This window comes from Methylomonas subterranea (assembly GCF_024505185.1).
Classification (GTDB): Bacteria; Pseudomonadota; Gammaproteobacteria; order Methylococcales; family Methylomonadaceae; genus Methylomonas; species Methylomonas subterranea.
On sequence record NZ_JANIBJ010000010.1, the window covers coordinates 93,476 to 108,435 of the forward strand.

16 protein-coding genes are annotated in these 14,960 nt (G+C 54.5%); 8 read left to right on the forward strand and 8 right to left on the reverse strand.

Going from position 1 to position 14,960, the window contains the following annotated elements:
- Positions 1 to 7: 7 nt before the first annotated feature.
- From NP590_RS07110 to NP590_RS07145, 8 genes are all read right to left on the reverse strand, one after another.
- Positions 8 to 196, reverse strand: coding sequence for a hypothetical protein (locus NP590_RS07110; protein ID WP_256601613.1), 189 nt, complete (start codon positions 194 to 196; stop codon positions 8 to 10).
- Between the two features lie 31 nt (positions 197 to 227).
- Entirely contained in the window at positions 228 to 596 is a 369-nt protein-coding gene (locus NP590_RS07115) for a hypothetical protein (protein WP_256601614.1), read from the reverse strand.
- 140 nt (positions 597 to 736) lie between these two features.
- Positions 737 to 1,294, reverse strand: a complete 558-nt coding sequence (locus NP590_RS07120; protein ID WP_256601615.1) for a HupE/UreJ family protein — start codon at positions 1,292 to 1,294, stop codon at positions 737 to 739.
- A 45-nt stretch (positions 1,295 to 1,339) separates the two neighbouring features.
- A complete protein-coding gene (locus tag NP590_RS07125) occupies positions 1,340 to 1,771 on the reverse strand; it encodes a DUF6694 family lipoprotein (RefSeq protein ID WP_256601616.1) in 432 nt (143 codons plus the stop codon).
- Between the two features lie 28 nt (positions 1,772 to 1,799).
- Complete coding sequence (locus tag NP590_RS07130) at positions 1,800 to 2,414, reverse strand: hypothetical protein (protein ID WP_256601617.1); 615 nt, start codon at positions 2,412 to 2,414, stop codon at positions 1,800 to 1,802.
- Positions 2,411 to 2,803, reverse strand: a complete 393-nt coding sequence (locus NP590_RS07135; protein ID WP_256601619.1) for a copper resistance CopC family protein — start codon at positions 2,801 to 2,803, stop codon at positions 2,411 to 2,413. Before NP590_RS07135 ends, NP590_RS07130 begins: the two co-directional genes overlap by 4 nt.
- Before the next feature lie 8 nt (positions 2,804 to 2,811).
- Positions 2,812 to 3,216: a hypothetical protein gene (locus NP590_RS07140; RefSeq protein ID WP_256601620.1), complete on the reverse strand. Its 405-nt coding sequence runs from the start codon at positions 3,214 to 3,216 to the stop codon at positions 2,812 to 2,814.
- 16 nt (positions 3,217 to 3,232) lie between these two features.
- Positions 3,233 to 3,811 (reverse strand): hypothetical protein, encoded by a 579-nt coding sequence (locus NP590_RS07145; RefSeq protein WP_256601621.1) that lies wholly within the window; start codon positions 3,809 to 3,811, stop codon positions 3,233 to 3,235.
- Positions 3,812 to 3,935: 124 nt separating this feature from the next.
- Between NP590_RS07145 and nikR the strand changes: the two genes are divergently transcribed.
- The 8 genes from nikR to NP590_RS07185 all read left to right on the forward strand — a co-directional run bounded on the left by nikR (position 3,936) and on the right by NP590_RS07185 (position 14,351).
- A complete protein-coding gene (nikR, locus tag NP590_RS07150) occupies positions 3,936 to 4,385 on the forward strand; it encodes a nickel-responsive transcriptional regulator NikR (RefSeq protein ID WP_256601622.1) in 450 nt (149 codons plus the stop codon).
- 655 nt (positions 4,386 to 5,040) lie between these two features.
- A complete protein-coding gene (locus NP590_RS07155; RefSeq protein WP_256601623.1) occupies positions 5,041 to 6,066 on the forward strand; it encodes a GlxA family transcriptional regulator in 1,026 nt (341 codons plus the stop codon).
- Positions 6,067 to 6,141: 75 nt separating this feature from the next.
- Positions 6,142 to 8,304: a hemerythrin domain-containing protein gene (locus NP590_RS07160; protein ID WP_256601624.1), complete on the forward strand. Its 2,163-nt coding sequence runs from the start codon at positions 6,142 to 6,144 to the stop codon at positions 8,302 to 8,304.
- Positions 8,305 to 8,468: 164 nt separating this feature from the next.
- On the forward strand, positions 8,469 to 8,621 hold the full coding sequence (locus tag NP590_RS07165; protein WP_256601625.1) for a hypothetical protein: 153 nt from the start codon (positions 8,469 to 8,471) through the stop codon (positions 8,619 to 8,621).
- A gap of 27 nt (positions 8,622 to 8,648) precedes the next feature.
- Positions 8,649 to 9,392: a DUF4405 domain-containing protein gene (locus tag NP590_RS07170; RefSeq protein WP_256601626.1), complete on the forward strand. Its 744-nt coding sequence runs from the start codon at positions 8,649 to 8,651 to the stop codon at positions 9,390 to 9,392.
- Between the two features lie 218 nt (positions 9,393 to 9,610).
- Positions 9,611 to 13,081, forward strand: coding sequence for a PPi-type phosphoenolpyruvate carboxykinase family protein (locus tag NP590_RS07175; RefSeq protein WP_256601628.1), 3,471 nt, complete (start codon positions 9,611 to 9,613; stop codon positions 13,079 to 13,081).
- Between the two features lie 61 nt (positions 13,082 to 13,142).
- On the forward strand, positions 13,143 to 13,547 hold the full coding sequence (locus NP590_RS07180; RefSeq protein ID WP_256601629.1) for a bacteriohemerythrin: 405 nt from the start codon (positions 13,143 to 13,145) through the stop codon (positions 13,545 to 13,547).
- 267 nt (positions 13,548 to 13,814) lie between these two features.
- The gene (locus NP590_RS07185) at positions 13,815 to 14,351 is read left to right on the forward strand and encodes an REP-associated tyrosine transposase (RefSeq protein ID WP_256601630.1); all 537 of its coding nucleotides are present in this window, start codon (positions 13,815 to 13,817) and stop codon (positions 14,349 to 14,351) included.
- The last annotated feature ends 609 nt before the right edge of the window (positions 14,352 to 14,960 follow it).

Below are 14,960 nucleotides of genomic sequence, written 5' to 3' on the forward strand. Positions count from 1 at the left end.
CTAACGCTCATGCAGGCCCGCTACCGCCCATGAAAGAAAGCCGCCAAGGGTAAGATTGATGTTGCAATTCGCCGCGGGGATTTTCAAGAATAAAAATCCGGCTCAGGGGATGATTCAGGCCCATTGACGGCGCTGAAAAAAATTCTTTTTGATTAGATAATCTTGGCGCGGGCATACAGCCACGGCAGGCTGCCATGGCTGTATGTTTCGTTACGCCATATCCGCGGTTACATGTATTTTTTCAGGTTGGCGAATCCCTCGCGGGCAGCTTTAATTTCGCTCTCGGCACCTGCAAAGTCGGATTTTTTAGCCAATTCGCGGGCTTTTTTCATTTTCAGCACGACTTTGTCGCGTTCGAATTCGAATTTATAGTTGGCGCTAAGTTCGCTGGCGCTTTCCGCAACATCTTTAATCAAGGTTGCAACCTGTTGAGCATCGCCGGCGGGAATCGCATCCAGCACGATCTGGATTTTGGCATCCACTTCCTTTAATACTTCGGGAACGGTCCTATGAGTCTCCTTGGCGAAGGCTGAAGAGGATAAACCGAACAGGGCGAACGACAGGATGACAGCGGTAAAAATTTTTTTAAATGACATATCTTGACTCTGTTTTTAATGAATATATTTAAGGGTTTAGCGGTTTCATGACATTACTGACTGATTTTTCGAGCTCCTATTATTTTGTATCTGTGTGGCATTGTTATTACAAACCCGGCGGGCACGACCCATCCGGCTGTTTATCGACTATTGACCGGACCATCCAGCTCGGGCGCATAGTTTTCCAACACCTTGCTCATGCCTATAGCGACAGCGATTACCATCAGCGTCGATAGAGCAAACCCCAGGGCGTACTCAATGGCATCGCTGTCCAACCAAATGTCGAAGGCATGCACGTAGCCGTGAATTAAAGCCAGATTACCCGCAACCAATGCGGCTATAAGCGGCGAAACCTTGGCATTGAAAAGCAACATCAGACCCAACAGACCGGCAGACAGGATCATGATATTTTCCGCATGGGCAATCTCGATGGGAATCAGGGTTAAAGCGCCGCCGATGATCATCATTGCCACAACCAGCAAGGGCAACATCATAAGCGAGCGCCGGCTGGCGCGAGCTATCCAGAAACCCACCACCAGCATGGCGATGATGTGGTCGGAACCGGTCAATGGATGCAGCATGCCGGCGAAAAAACCGTTAACCTCGCTGGTAAAATGCCAAGCATGGGCATCGGCAATCAAGGGGTTTGCCATCCCGGCCAAACCGAATAATTGAAAAAAAACTGCCTTTTTCGTCATTTCCGCCTCCTGATTTTGTTAGTAAAAATTCAAGCCAAAAGCCGCTCACATGGCGTGCATTTTGTAATCGACACGCGGATAGCCTTTTTTGTCCTTGGGATCGACCGCGCCGGAATCCTGTAGGCCGCGCTGCTCGATTTGCCGTGCCATCATCTGTTCCCAACTGTCGTAAGCCGCCACATCGGCGGCTCCCGCGGCTTTGCTGGCGGCAAATTGGGCTTTCGCCAGTTCGATAATATCGACCGCGGTTTTTTTATCCAGCGCCTTTAGAAATGCCTCATCGTCCATTAGCTGCTTGCGCAGGGCCCAATAGGCCGTTTCGAACTCGACCCGCTGATTGGCCGGCAAATGTTCCTTGATCCAGGTCGCCGATTTATGCGCCGTTTTCATGCTGCTGGCGTTGATTTGATTGGCGTTACCGCAGGCATTCAGCAATAGCACTAAGGACAACGCCAAATAACCGTGGGAAGCTTTCATGCTGACAATCCGGTAATGAAAAAACTTTTCACTGCTCAAGCGGCTGAGATTTAAGCAGCCGAGGTAAAAAGTAGGCCAAAGCGGCAACCAGGCTGCCAATGATGACGAACAGCACCAGCAGACCGTTTTTTTCGCCGCTTTGTCCGCTGGCCAATGCCACGGTCAGTGGGATATGCAGGGCGCTGACTTCGGGTTGCGTATGCAGATCGGTGTCGTCTACTGTCAACACCGCCCGATAATTACCGGGAGCTTTGAAATCCACCGTGGTCGACAGCACGCCCTGTTTGACAACAGCCATCGGCAGTTCGACCAAGGGTTGGCCGTCTTCTCGCAGTATCTTCAATCCCACCGGCTTTTTACGCAGATCCAGATCGAGCAGATCGATGGCCACCTGGGTTTTGCCCGTTGCCGGAATATCGACGCATTCGGCTTCCGGCAGGTTTCCGGCACCGGCGGCCCGGTCCGAATCGAGCTGATAGGCGGCGAAATTGACTACGTAGTAGTCGTTGCTCTGCATGCAGCCATACATGTCGTAACTGCCGCCCACACCCTTGCGGTTACCGCCCAGCGGCACCGATGCATCCGCCGCGCCAAGTCCGGCGAGCAACAAAAGCAAACCCGGGAAATAACGGCGGGATTTCATGGCTTGACCTCCGCTGTTCCGGCGGTATCGACGATGGAAAATTTCAGGACCCCGCTGACGATCAATCCGTCTTCGGTGATCACCCTGTAGCGCGTTGCATAGGGGCCGGGGAGCAAGGGTTTGGTGCTTGCGGTCAATCGGTGGCGTTCGCCCAGCACCAGCCGGGTATCGCCATTGTCGACCCGGTTGCCCTTGCCGTCGACGACGACGATGGACGGCGAGCGCTGACCGACATTACCGTTAAACCAAAGTTTGACGGTGCCGTCGAAATTCGACACTTCGGCATTGTTTTTGGGGTCGGATTTTAACAGCACGCCTTCGGCGCGACCTGTCAGGCTAAGGACCGACAGCAACAAGGCCGTCAAGGATTTAAACACCATTCTTTTCATACTTACCACTACGCTATCCCGAACAAGCCGGCGATAAACAACACGACAGGATCGGACAGGGGGTGGAAAAATCCCAGGGTAATCGCCAGCAAACCGATGACGAAAATCCGCGTCCAGGCCCGTACGGACAATTCCTGTCTGCGCCATAAAAAATGAAAAATCAGCCAACTGCTCAGCCAGACACCGAGCGCCAAGGTTTCCTTGCCGGAATAAGAACCTATGCTGCCGTCCGGACCGCTACCCGTCGAACCGGGTATCCAGTGCCCATAGGCATGCACGATGTTGTCCAGTTCCCTGGTCAATCTGGAAATATGATGGCTGACCATCAAGGTCAAAAATGCCAGCAACAGCGACAGACTGGCGGCCACCAAGGGGCCGGAGTATAGTTTTTGCGGATCGGTATCTTCTTGCATCGCGCCCATTTCCTCGTCAAACAAAACGTAACTTGGCCAATATCAGGCCCGCCACAAAACCCAGCAGCAAAAAACTCCACGAAACCAAAATGGTAACGCCGACAAAGCGACCGATATCGTGCCGGAATTGCAGCGACGCACCGTAGTAATACAGCATGAAAGCGGCGGACAACATCAACGGAAACGGGAACAATGAGGCAAATTCCTTGAATTCCATCAATACGTTATGAAAATTGGGGACCCGTTCCAATATCCAATCGCGCGGTCCGTCCTGGCCGCGATAGCGCATGTAAATCCAGTTGCCGCTGACGGCGCCCGCCAAATTTATCAGGGTGGCCGCCGCGACCCAATGACGTAACGATTCCAACCGGACCCGCATGCCTTTGACCAAGGGAATGGCCCGATGAGTCAAATAGGTACCGACCACCACGGCCAAAATGGCACTGATGCCGTGAATGCCGGCCTTCAAAGCGTAATCGGTCGGATAGAAAAAATTGGCGGCCGGCAACATCAACAATAAACTACAGGCAATCGCCACCTGAATGCGGATGACGGTTTTGCCGAAATGATCGTGTGAATAGTCTCCAGCCCGCATGTAGCCCTCAAAAACCAAATTTAAATCGCTGACTCGGCCGGCCACGCTGTGCGTCCGGCCTGCCAGGTCAAGCCTTGCGTTATAATTTCGCCCCACCGATAACAATAAAAACAGGAGCCGGCCCATGGAACGTTTTACCATCTCCCTCAGCGACGAATTGGCCGCCGATTTCGACCGCTGGCTCGAAGCGCGCGGTTACCATAATCGCTCGGAAGCGGTCCGGGATTTACTCCGGAAGGAAATCGAAAACCGAAGGCTGGATCAAGACCAGACCCTATACAGCGTCGCCACCTTCTCGTTTGTCTATAACCATCACGAGCGCAATCTGGCCGAACGGGTAACCCATCTGCAACACCAAGCCCACGACATGGTGGTTTCCTCCATGCATGTTCATCTCGATCATGACGACTGCCTGGAGACCTTGTTTCTACGCGGCCCAACCCAGCAAATCCGCGCGCTGGCCGAAAAACTCGCCGCCGAAACCGGCATCCGGCATGGCGCGCTGAACCTGATTCCGGTAAAAATCGCCGGCTTGCACTTTGCCCAACACGCCCACTTCCACCCGCACAGTTAATCTTTGGACTTAGGATTTAGTTACAAACGACCTCCTCCTTTAAAAAAGGCGGATCGAGGGGGATTTTTTAAAAATCTCCCCCACCCCCTCTTTGTCAAAGAGGGGCGTAATCATCGCGCCGTTCGTAACAATCCGAATTCCGGGATTTATTTCCAGCCGCATCCTTATTCCATCTAGGCGCCGCATGCCGATTCGGCGACAATTGTATGATACTTTTTTTTATTTTCATACAATTCAACAGTAAGCGCCACCACTTTTAGGTCGGAAGCAGACGCTCAACTCCAATAAAAACAACTTATTAACAAAAACTTATCAATCATATTGCCCGCAAAAAAACAGCCAAACAAAGCAAACCGCATGCCGCAAAAAATAAGAGTTTTTTATAATTTTTAAGAAAACTCCGGCCGACTGCTCGATTTAGACTCGGTCACGCCTCAAGCACCAAAATCAGCACCCATCAACTCCGCACCCTTGCCAAGCCGGCAAAATCGAACACAAGCCCGCCATAACGGGCGCCAAATCCATCGCCTTTGGCGCGAGCGTTGACGGCCGGCAGTCCGAAACTGAATTGGCTGAAAACGAGGGATTTTTGTCATTGCGCGCATCAAGGGAATTTCACATGATGTTAGTGCGTCACGAAACATGAGGCATAGCCATGACAAATTTCAGCTTGTCCAACCCCGATACCTTCAGCCATAAAACCCGCACAGTAGGCATTGTGGCGTTTCCGAATGCCGAGGTTTTGGATATTACCGGTCCGTTCGAAGTATTTAATTTCGCCAATTTGACCCTGATACGGCGCGGCTACACCGATAAAAACATTTATAGCCTCAAGTTGCTGGCCGAGCAGCCCGGACCGGTCACGACCCTGTCCGGGCTGCGGATTCTAGCGGACAATGTTTACGGCGACCCCAATGCCGAATTCGATACCTTGATCATACCCGGCGGCGACATCGAGGCCATTCTAAAAAACACCGCGTTACTGGATTGGATAAAGGCCATGAGCCTTAGGGTACGCCGCCTGGTATCGGTGTGCACCGGGGCGTTTTTGTTGGCCGAAGCCGGCCTGCTGGCGGACCGCAACGCCACCACCCATTGGGATTTTTGTCAGCAACTGGCCGACGACTATCCCGGAGTGCGCGTAAAACCGGACTATATCTTCATCAAGGACGGCCACATCTTCACCTCGGGCGGCATCACCTCCGGCATCGATCTGGCCTTGGCCTTGCTGGAGGAAGACTGGGGACGGGACCTGGCGCTGTTTGTGGCCCGCTATCTGGTGGTATTTTTAAAACGCCCCGGCGGCCAATCGCAATTCAGCGACTATTTGACGGTCGAGGCCAACCACCGCCCGGACATCCGCGACCTGCAGGCCTGGATCATGCAGCATATCCGGCAGGAGCTCAATATCGACTCGCTGGCCGAGCGGCTGGCGATGAGCCCGCGCAATTTTGCCCGCCTGTTTGCCGCCGAAACCGGCATGACCCCGGCCAAATTTGTCGAAATGGCCCGCATCGACCGCGCCCGCTATTTGCTGGAAACCGACTCGCTCCCGGTGGAAAACATCGCCGAACAAACCGGCTTCAAGGACGCCGAGCGCATGCGGCGCGCCTTCATCCGGCAACTCGGAGTCAATCCGCAAAATTACCGCGCGCGTTTCAGCGGCTCGACGACCGCTTAAGCCCGGCAATCTTAAATACCCAGGCCAAGCAATATTTACCGACAGCGCAAAAATAGTCCTCTTAAGGAGACCGACATGAAAATATTACTGATTTCCACGGCATTTTCGGGACTCACTCAACGCTTTTATACCGAGCTGACCGACGCAGGCTACGCGGTATCGGTCGAGCTGCATTTGGGTAACGACGCCCAACTGTTGGAAGGCGTACAGCTGTTTCAACCGAATCTGATTTTATGCCCCTTCCTGACCCGACGCTTGTCGGCCACCATCTACCAACATTATCCCTGCCTGATCGTGCATCCCGGCATCAAGGGCGACCGGGGCCCGTCTTCCCTGGACTGGGCAATACAGCAGGGCGAAGCCGAATGGGGCGTCACCCTGATGGAGGCCGCCGAGGAAATGGACAGCGGCGCCATTTGGGCCAGCAAAACCTTTCCCTTGCGCGCGGCCGGTAAAAGCAGCGTGTTCAATCGGGAAGTGACACAGACGGCCGTCGAGTGCCTGTGGGAGGCCCTGACCTATTTCGACGCCGCCGGTTTTCAAGCCGAACCGCTGGATTACAGCAAACCCGGCATCAAGGGACAATTGCGTGCGCAGATGAAGCAAGGAGACCGAAAAATCGACTGGAAAACGGCTAAAACCACCGACATCCTGCGGCGCATCCGGGCCGCCGACGGCAGTCCCGGCGTATTGGATGACATTTTCGGCCAGCCGTTTTATCTGTTCAATGCACATCCGGAAACGGTTCTACGCGGCAAGGCCGGCGATATTATCGCCGCCACCGATCAAGCCATCTGCCGCGCAACGGTCGATGGTGCCGTCTGGATCGGGCACCTGAAACCCAAGCTGGCCGACCATAACGACATCAAACTGCCGGCCGTCCAGGCCTTGAAAGACTGCTGGCCCAAGCCGAAGCCCGGCCTGCAAGCCTGGCGGGACAAACCCATCAAAACCATCGCCATCGATTATCACGCGCCCGGCCGACAACTGCCCTGCCAGGAAGTCTGGTACGAACTAAAGGGCGAGGCCGCCTACCTTTATTTTGCGTTTCATAACGGCGCCATGAGCACCGGACAATGCCGGCTACTGCTTTCGGTTTATCAACATGTCGCCACCCTGCCCGTTAAAGCCATTGTGTTGATGGGCGGCGAAGACATCTGGTCCAACGGCATCCATCTGAATCAAATCGAAGCCGCGCAAGACCCGGCCGAAGAATCCTGGCAAAACATCAATGCCATGAACGACCTGATTGCACAGATCATCAATACCCTGGATAAAGTGACGGTAGCGGCCGTTTGCGGCAATGCCGGCGCCGGCGGCGCCATTCTGGCAATTGCGCCGGATAAAGTCCTGGCTCGGGAAGGCGTGGTGTTCAATCCGCACTATAAAAACATGGGCGAACTGTACGGTTCCGAATATTGGACCTACTTGTTGCCCAAGCGGGTCGGCCAAGCCCCGGCCACCGACATCACCGAACAACGCCTGCCCATCAGCGCCAGAAAAGCCTGGCACATGGGACTGGTCGACAAGGTGCTGGACAAACAGCACTCAATTTTTAACGCCCAGGTCAAGCATCTGGTCGACAGCTATATCGGCAATCCGCTTGAATTGGCAAAACTGTTGAACGATAAAGCCAATACCCGCCGCATCGATGAAATCATCAAACCCTTGGCCGCGTACCGGAAATTCGAATTGACCCAAATGTACGCCAATTTTTTTACCGACACGGCCTATCACACGGCCAGACAATGCTTCGTCCACAAAAAACCTCGGACCGAAACACCGGCCAATCTGGCCAAACACAGATTGAACGTCGCCATAAAACCCGCATCGGCCGGCGGCATGGCGCATTTCGTCTGGAAGGACAGTTATGCGCTGGGCGATGAAAAAATAGACCGGGAACATCGGGATTTTTTTGAACTGGCGGAAAAACTATTGTCGGCCACGCATAAAACAACCCTGCTGGAAACCCTGTCCGATTTACAGCGACATGTGCAAGAGCACTTCGCCGCAGAAGAAAGGCTGATGCATGGCACCGGCTTTCACTTGCTCAAATCCCACTGCCAGGAGCATGCACTGATGCGGGAACAACTGGAGGCCATGACCGGCAGAATAGCGGACGACCATTGGCAAGCGGCGGATTTACAGACATTCATCGGCCACTGGGCCCATCACATTCAGCACGCCGATATGGCCTTCAATAGTCACTGGAAGGAAATGAACGTTTATTGCCTGTAAACTCCGTGCATACGGAGGGTTGACTTGCTTTCGAATCCGGATGCGCGCATTACGAACGCTTGGCGCAACTCGGGATGGCTCGGCTTCATTGGGCAACACCCGTCCTGGACAATCCCGACTTTTGCTCATAAGCTGAGCGCTTTGACACTGTTACGGAGCCCAGCATGGATATCACTTGTTATCGCGGAATGCCGAAATTCATCGGCGCATTCATCGATGCCTTATATCAAAATCCCAGCCTGTTGTTCGCGAGCATGGCCGGAATAAGCGCCCTGGCGGGCTTTTGCTGGCACAAGGCCAATAAAAAAACCGAATAAGTCCGTATCGGGCAGAAGTGAAGGAACATGAATAAAACCCTGGTCAATATCCTGATCGATCTGCTGGCGGCCCTGCTGTTTTTGGGCATGATTGCAACCGGTTATTTATTGCGCTTCCCCCTGCCGCCGGGCAGTAACAAGACACTGGCCCTATGGGGTTTCAGCAGGCATCAATGGGGCGATATTCATTTCTGGATAAGTCTCGGACTGTTGCTGGTGCTGTTGATACATATGGCACTGCACTGGAACTGGATTGTTACGGTCATAGGCAAGCGTTGCCACCGGGTAAAAACCACCCAGCCCTCCCTGTCGCGCAGCGGAATCGGGACTCTTTGCGTGTTTACCGTTCTGTTTGTCCTGTTCGGCTGGCTTGCCCAAAGAGATGTCAAAACGCTAACGGATTCCTGTTGCCCAACCGCGGCCGGCGGGGATCAAATCGCCACCCGGAATCATGACGTCTCCGCGGATCAAGCGAGCCAGCAGCCGGCCAAAGCGCTGGTTTGGGACGATATCTACCCAATTTTTGCCGCAAACTGCCTGGATTGCCACGGCCCACGGCAACGCTTGGCCGATTTCAGGGTCGACAGCCGGGAGGATTTTTTCAAAAACGCCGAGCGCCCGGCATTGGTTTGGCCCGGGCAGAGCGGCCAAAGTCCGCTGATTGCCATCATTTCCGGGGCGCGCACCGATATGCCGATGGCGAACAGCCATAGACTCGCGGACGCCGAGGTATCCCGCATCGCGGCCTGGATTGACCAGGGCGCGAAATAAGCACAGTTCCGCCCGCCCATCCGACAAGCCCGCCTCGCCCGCCCGCCGGTTCGACAAATATACCGTCCACCGCCGAGCCGGGTAAAATCAGGCTCTAATAGACAATAGCCGTTTCGGTGAATAATCTCACCCCGGCTCGAGCAAGCAATGGCTTATGCCGAAACCGGCAAGATTGCTATATCATGCCGCAATCAATCAACCAACCACGGGGGGACATTATGGATATGTTACGGGCGCTGGGTCTTGGAGCGGATAGTCAGGACCAGCAAAGCATCAGGCAGCAACTGCATCTTTACATCAATTTAAAGCTAGCATCCTGCGGACAACCCACCTGTAACGATGCCGAGTCCGCCGCCTTCATGGAAACCGCGCAGGATTTGCTGAACAGTTATCTGGAAAAAAACCGCCAGTTGGCCGGCACCTCCTTATACCCCGCCGACCGCCGCATCCAGAATTTCCTGGACCGCTATCTGGCCGATTTGGGCCTGGATAAAATCCCCTCGCTGCCCACCATGACTTTCGAACTGGACAGGCACGGGGTGGCCCGCGAACTGTCGCTGCCGCTGGGCGCCGACCAATTCAAATCGGAAATCGTCTCCAGTTACCGGGTCAAGCAAGGCGTGCTGCATAATCCCGCCAGCGACCGCCGCACCACCGAAGGCTCGTTTCATATCGCCGAAGGCGGTCTGCCGGTACCCGGCGACAAAAAACAGGTACCCAAGCTGACCTTCGCCAAAATGCTGGAGCAGGCCCTGCAGCCGCCGGCGGACATGCTGATCGTCCCCTTCACCGCCAACCAGCCGCGGCCGGCGCGCATGTTCGCCTCCCTGCTGTTGCGCCCGGTGATTTGTCCGGAAATCCCCGGCATGGAAGCGGAAAAATCCATGGAAATCCGCTTTTTCGCCCCCGGCAATCTGGTCAGCAATCTGGACTTCGTGGAAAGCATTTTCGGCAACGGCGGCAACCCGGCCCTGGCGGAATGCGACGCGGCGCTGGATTTCGAACATTGGAGCGGCCACAGCGGCTGCGTGATTTTGGCCCCGCATCTGGCCAAACTGCGCAAAATCGATGTCGGCCTGCCGCATTGGGACGACGCCAGCGAGCGGCAACGCGCCGACGGCATGTGCTGGCAACGGGAAGACGAACTGTATAACAACGGCCAGGCCTTTAAACTCTGCGCCCGCGACGCTTCCGGCGTCATCGTCACCCTGCTGGCCGACAACTATTACGGTTACTGCAAAAAAGAAGTCAAAACCCAAATCAGCTACGCCGCCAATCTGTTCGGCTCCGCCGAAGAGGAGCACGCCGGCGGCGCCCTGGCTTTCCGCCGCTTCAACCACGGCGACGAATTCGGCGTCGGCAGCCTGACCCGCGAACCCGGTTACGACTTCGACGACATGGCCTACCGCTACGGTGCCGTCATGACCGTGCAACCGGAAGGTTACGCCATCGATAACCGTTTTCCCGACGTGATTTATGTGCCGCAGGACTTGCGGATGAATCTGAACAGCCAGAAAATCACCTGGGTCAAAAACGGCAAAAGCCAGGCTATCCGCCTGCAACCGGGCAAAATCTATATCCAGCCCAACGGCTACAAAATCGAAATGTGCAAACACCCCGGCGCCCCCTCCTGGCGCTTGGTCGGCACGGTGGCGGAAGGCACTTTTTGCCATAAACCCTGCACGGTGTCCGGCGGCGGCAAATCGGAAATATCCAAATCCATCGAAGACGCAGTGATTTACGGCCCGCTGTTCGTCGACGATCTGCAGCGCGACCTGGACCGGGTACAGGCCATTTTCGACAAGGATTACACCGGCCGCTTTCTGCCCGGCTTCGAACACGAAGACCACGATCCCACCCGCGCCATCCTCAGCGAAGAACGCAGTTTGGGCTCGGTGATCAAACTGCTGACACCATCGCCCTGCCATACCGCCGAATTCAATGCTTGGTTAAAAGCCATTCCGCCCAGCATCATGGCCCTGGTGTTTTTGATCAAGCGTTTTTACCGCAACGAATGGGGCCAAAACTGGCGCGACCATTTATCGGTCGATGTTATCGACGGCGCGCCGGGGCACGAATTGAAGCTGGATCAACGCAAGATCGTCGCCACCTATCTCAGGGTGGGTTTCGACCTGGAAGGCGGCTGGCGCACTTTTAAAGTGCGGCAGGATTATCTGGCCTGCGAAAAAGTGCAGATGGAAGACGACATCAGCGCCTCGGTGGTGGTACCGTCGTCGGCGATACGGCCCTGGCTGGCCCAGGACGCGCGCGACCGCAGCGTCAAACTGGTCGCCAACTGCGAATACCGGCTGTTTCAGCGCCCGGACGACGCCGTCATTCCCGGTTACGACAAACAAACCGAACTCAATATGTCCGCGCCCGGCAATTTTATGGCCAATTTCGAACCGCTGGACCATACCAAGTTGGCCGAGGTGGTGGAAGACGTATTGACCTTTTCCAAGTTCACCCCGCCGATGCACGATTTGCTCAGCGAGGCTTATAGGCAACATCAGCCCTACGTGGTGTCGTCCGCGCACCCGCGCTTGGTGGACGGCAAACCCTCCAAGAACCCGCGCTATCTGGAAACCCGGCTGGATTTGATCAAGCCGATGCGCAAATACGTGGCGGAAATGGGCGCCCGCCTGCATCGCAAAATCCCCCTCAATCAACCGTTATGCCATCCGGTGGACGCCGTGCTGACCGGCCGCCGCAACAATCCGCCCGACGGCAAAATCCGCGCCCTGGCGGTCTACAACCCGATTCATTATCAGGACCTACCGGAACTGTTCATGGATTTTATCTGCTCGTTGACCGGCAAATCGCCTTCCACCACCGGCGCAGGCAGCGAAGGCGCGCTGACCAAGGGCCCGTTCAACGCCTTGCGGCCGACCGCCGACTTGAACAATGCCCTGGTGTCCTTCATTCTGACCGGCTACCCCGGCTTTTCCAGCTCCGCCGGCCATATCGGTCCGGACATCCGCGTCGATCACGATATCAGCCTGCTGATTCCGGAAATCTGGTCGCGTCTGTCCAAGGAAGAGCGGCAACCGGAATATCTGTTGAAACACGGCTATCTGGAACCGCTCAGCGACTTCGAGCACAAGGGCAATATCGTGCTGGCCAGCAGGCTGGGCTACCGTATCACCAGTCACTTCGTGCACGGCCTGATGGGCAAGATTTTCGATAACCCCTATGCGGTGTTTACCGACGACATTCTGCAACCCGAGTTGCAAAATCTGGACGTATTCGTCGACGGCGTCAACAACATCGTCGAAACCCAGCAGCGGGTGGCTCAACAGTATCTGGACGACGGCAGCGTGGAAGACGCCTGTCCGCCCTTGCGCGCCTTGCTGCACATCATGGCACTGGGCCATTACCAGGGCATGGACGCGCATCACCCGGACATACGCGCCATGTTCGGCCGGGAATATTTGCTGAATTCGGACTGGTACCGGGAAAGGCTGAGCATCAAGCAACAGCGCGACGTGGCCCTGTGGCGGCGGCATGTGGAATATCTGGACAAACTGTTGCAAGATGGCGGCCACCCATCTCAATCCGAGGAAGGCTATTGGCAAAAACGCCGCCGACAGGCCGCGGAAAAACTGGAAAAACTGCAGTCGCCGGACTATTTGCAAGCCTTGGTCGGCACGCTGGGCGCCGATCCGCTGGCACCCTATCAGTCAAGCTGACAAGCGGTTTTGCATGTATTGAACCGCTGACCCAAACATCAACCCTATACGAGGTACGCTCATGGCAATCGACATTCGCTGGGACAAACGCCTGGAAGTTGGTCATGCGCGTATCGACCACGAACACCAGGAATTTCTGGATTTGGTGCGTTGCGTTTCGCTGGCGGCGGAAACCGACGAGCCCAAACCCTGGTGCATGCGGCTACTGAACGAGGTTAAAAAATACGCCGATTTCCATTTTTTCAGTGAAGAAAACATCATGCTGAGAACCGGCTATCCGGAATATCCGGCCCATCAACAAAAGCACGCCGAATTACTGACCTTGCTGGACGACCGCATCCACGCCTATGCCACCGACCGCATCAATCTGGAGGCCGTAGTAGTGTTCATGTTCGACTGGTTTGCCATGCACACCACCAAATTGGATAAAAAACTGGGCAAATACATCGACGGACTCGAAAAATAAAGGGCTATTTGCAAAATCAAGAATGTAATGAAAGCCGCCAGGCATTATGTCGAATCCAGTTATTTCATTGGCATTCGGATTCTACTCCGGGTTGAGTAAGGCATGATCGTCTTGTCACGACCCGAAAGAGTCAGGCACCAGTTTCTGGTGAATGACTGGTTTAGCCCTTACAAGAACCCATTAATCCCGGCAGTTTGTTCAACATTTCAAATTGGCTGTAGGGAGGATAAGCGTAGCGTCATCCGCCAAATCAATTAAACTCCTTTCATGCCAAATTATCGACGCAATCGCATTCCTGGCGGCACCTATTTTTTCACCGTTAACTTGCTCGAACGGAAATCGTCGCTGTTGATCGAGCATATTGCAGAGTTACGGGAAGCGGTGCGAGTGATCCGGGAAAAGCAGCCATTTCATATCGATGCTTGGGTGGTTTTGCCTGATCATATGCATGCGATTTGGACATTACCGGCCGGCGACGATCAATATTCCAACCGATGGCGAGCGATAAAAAAAGCGTTCTCGAAAGCGATACCTAAAACCGAATATCGTTCAGCAATCCGAATAAAACGCCACGAGCGCGGAATATGGCAACGTCGATTTTGGGAACATACCATTATCGATGATGCCGACTATGTGGCACATATGGATTACATCCATTACAACCCGGTCAAGCATGGTTGGGCAGTCACAGTTAAGGATTGGCCATATTCAAGTTTTCATCGCTTGGTCAAGATGGATATTTATCCGTTAAATTGGGCGGGGTTGGACTTGCCATTGTTGGAAGTGGGTGAACCGGAAAATTGACGGTTTTATCGGCGGATGACGCTTCGCTTATCCGCCCTACGGCCCTAATCCCTATTTCATGGTTGATGGTTACGGCCTGTATATCGCAAGTACTTGCACAGAAGACCTTGCTGCTGTAGCTAGAAATAGGTTTGGAATTAACTACTTAGGCTGCATTCACTAGCATGACAATGGATCCTAACAATGCCATAAACTCGGATGTCAAAAAACTGCGCCGGTCGTTCCTCCCTTTGCAGCATTTTGCCCCCGGTTATGGCTGGCGTTAGGCATTTGAAATCATGACTCCTGAACAGACTGCCACTACTTACAACCAAATTGCTCAACACTGGGACTGCCCAGATTTCAATAGCAGCTACGGTATAAATCAACACGAGCGAGCATTACAGTTTGTTTCCGAATTCGGGAAGGCCATAAGGTGCGCTGACTATAGGGTGCTGCCGTCAGGCGCACCGTTCGCGATCGTTGCGCCTCGCATGGCTCGGCACAACCTATAGGCAGTCGCACCTTTTTGGGATTACGGCTGGCGGCTTTAGATCAATCAACAGACCTTCGCCATAAAAACCATCTGTCCACTTTTGGCCGAAACCGCGAAGCCTACCCGAATCCCGC

Coding starts and splice junctions, on each gene's coding strand:
- NP590_RS07120 (WP_256601615.1), bottom strand. CDS start 1,294: ATGACGAAAAAGGCAGTTTTTTTTCAATTATTCGGTTTGGCCGGGATG.
- NP590_RS07135 (WP_256601619.1), bottom strand. CDS start 2,803: ATGAAAAGAATGGTGTTTAAATCCTTGACGGCCTTGTTGCTGTCGGTC.
- NP590_RS07160 (WP_256601624.1), top strand. CDS start 6,142: ATGAAAATATTACTGATTTCCACGGCATTTTCGGGACTCACTCAACGC.
- NP590_RS07110 (WP_256601613.1), bottom strand. CDS start 196: ATGGCAGCCTGCCGTGGCTGTATGCCCGCGCCAAGATTATCTAATCAA.
- NP590_RS07140 (WP_256601620.1), bottom strand. CDS start 3,216: ATGCAAGAAGATACCGATCCGCAAAAACTATACTCCGGCCCCTTGGTG.
- NP590_RS07185 (WP_256601630.1), top strand. CDS start 13,815: ATGCCAAATTATCGACGCAATCGCATTCCTGGCGGCACCTATTTTTTC.
- NP590_RS07115 (WP_256601614.1), bottom strand. CDS start 596: ATGTCATTTAAAAAAATTTTTACCGCTGTCATCCTGTCGTTCGCCCTG.
- nikR (WP_256601622.1), top strand. CDS start 3,936: ATGGAACGTTTTACCATCTCCCTCAGCGACGAATTGGCCGCCGATTTC.
- NP590_RS07130 (WP_256601617.1), bottom strand. CDS start 2,414: ATGAAATCCCGCCGTTATTTCCCGGGTTTGCTTTTGTTGCTCGCCGGA.
- NP590_RS07165 (WP_256601625.1), top strand. CDS start 8,469: ATGGATATCACTTGTTATCGCGGAATGCCGAAATTCATCGGCGCATTC.
- NP590_RS07170 (WP_256601626.1), top strand. CDS start 8,649: ATGAATAAAACCCTGGTCAATATCCTGATCGATCTGCTGGCGGCCCTG.
- NP590_RS07175 (WP_256601628.1), top strand. CDS start 9,611: ATGGATATGTTACGGGCGCTGGGTCTTGGAGCGGATAGTCAGGACCAG.
- NP590_RS07125 (WP_256601616.1), bottom strand. CDS start 1,771: ATGAAAGCTTCCCACGGTTATTTGGCGTTGTCCTTAGTGCTATTGCTG.
- NP590_RS07155 (WP_256601623.1), top strand. CDS start 5,041: ATGACAAATTTCAGCTTGTCCAACCCCGATACCTTCAGCCATAAAACC.
- NP590_RS07145 (WP_256601621.1), bottom strand. CDS start 3,811: ATGCGGGCTGGAGACTATTCACACGATCATTTCGGCAAAACCGTCATC.
- NP590_RS07180 (WP_256601629.1), top strand. CDS start 13,143: ATGGCAATCGACATTCGCTGGGACAAACGCCTGGAAGTTGGTCATGCG.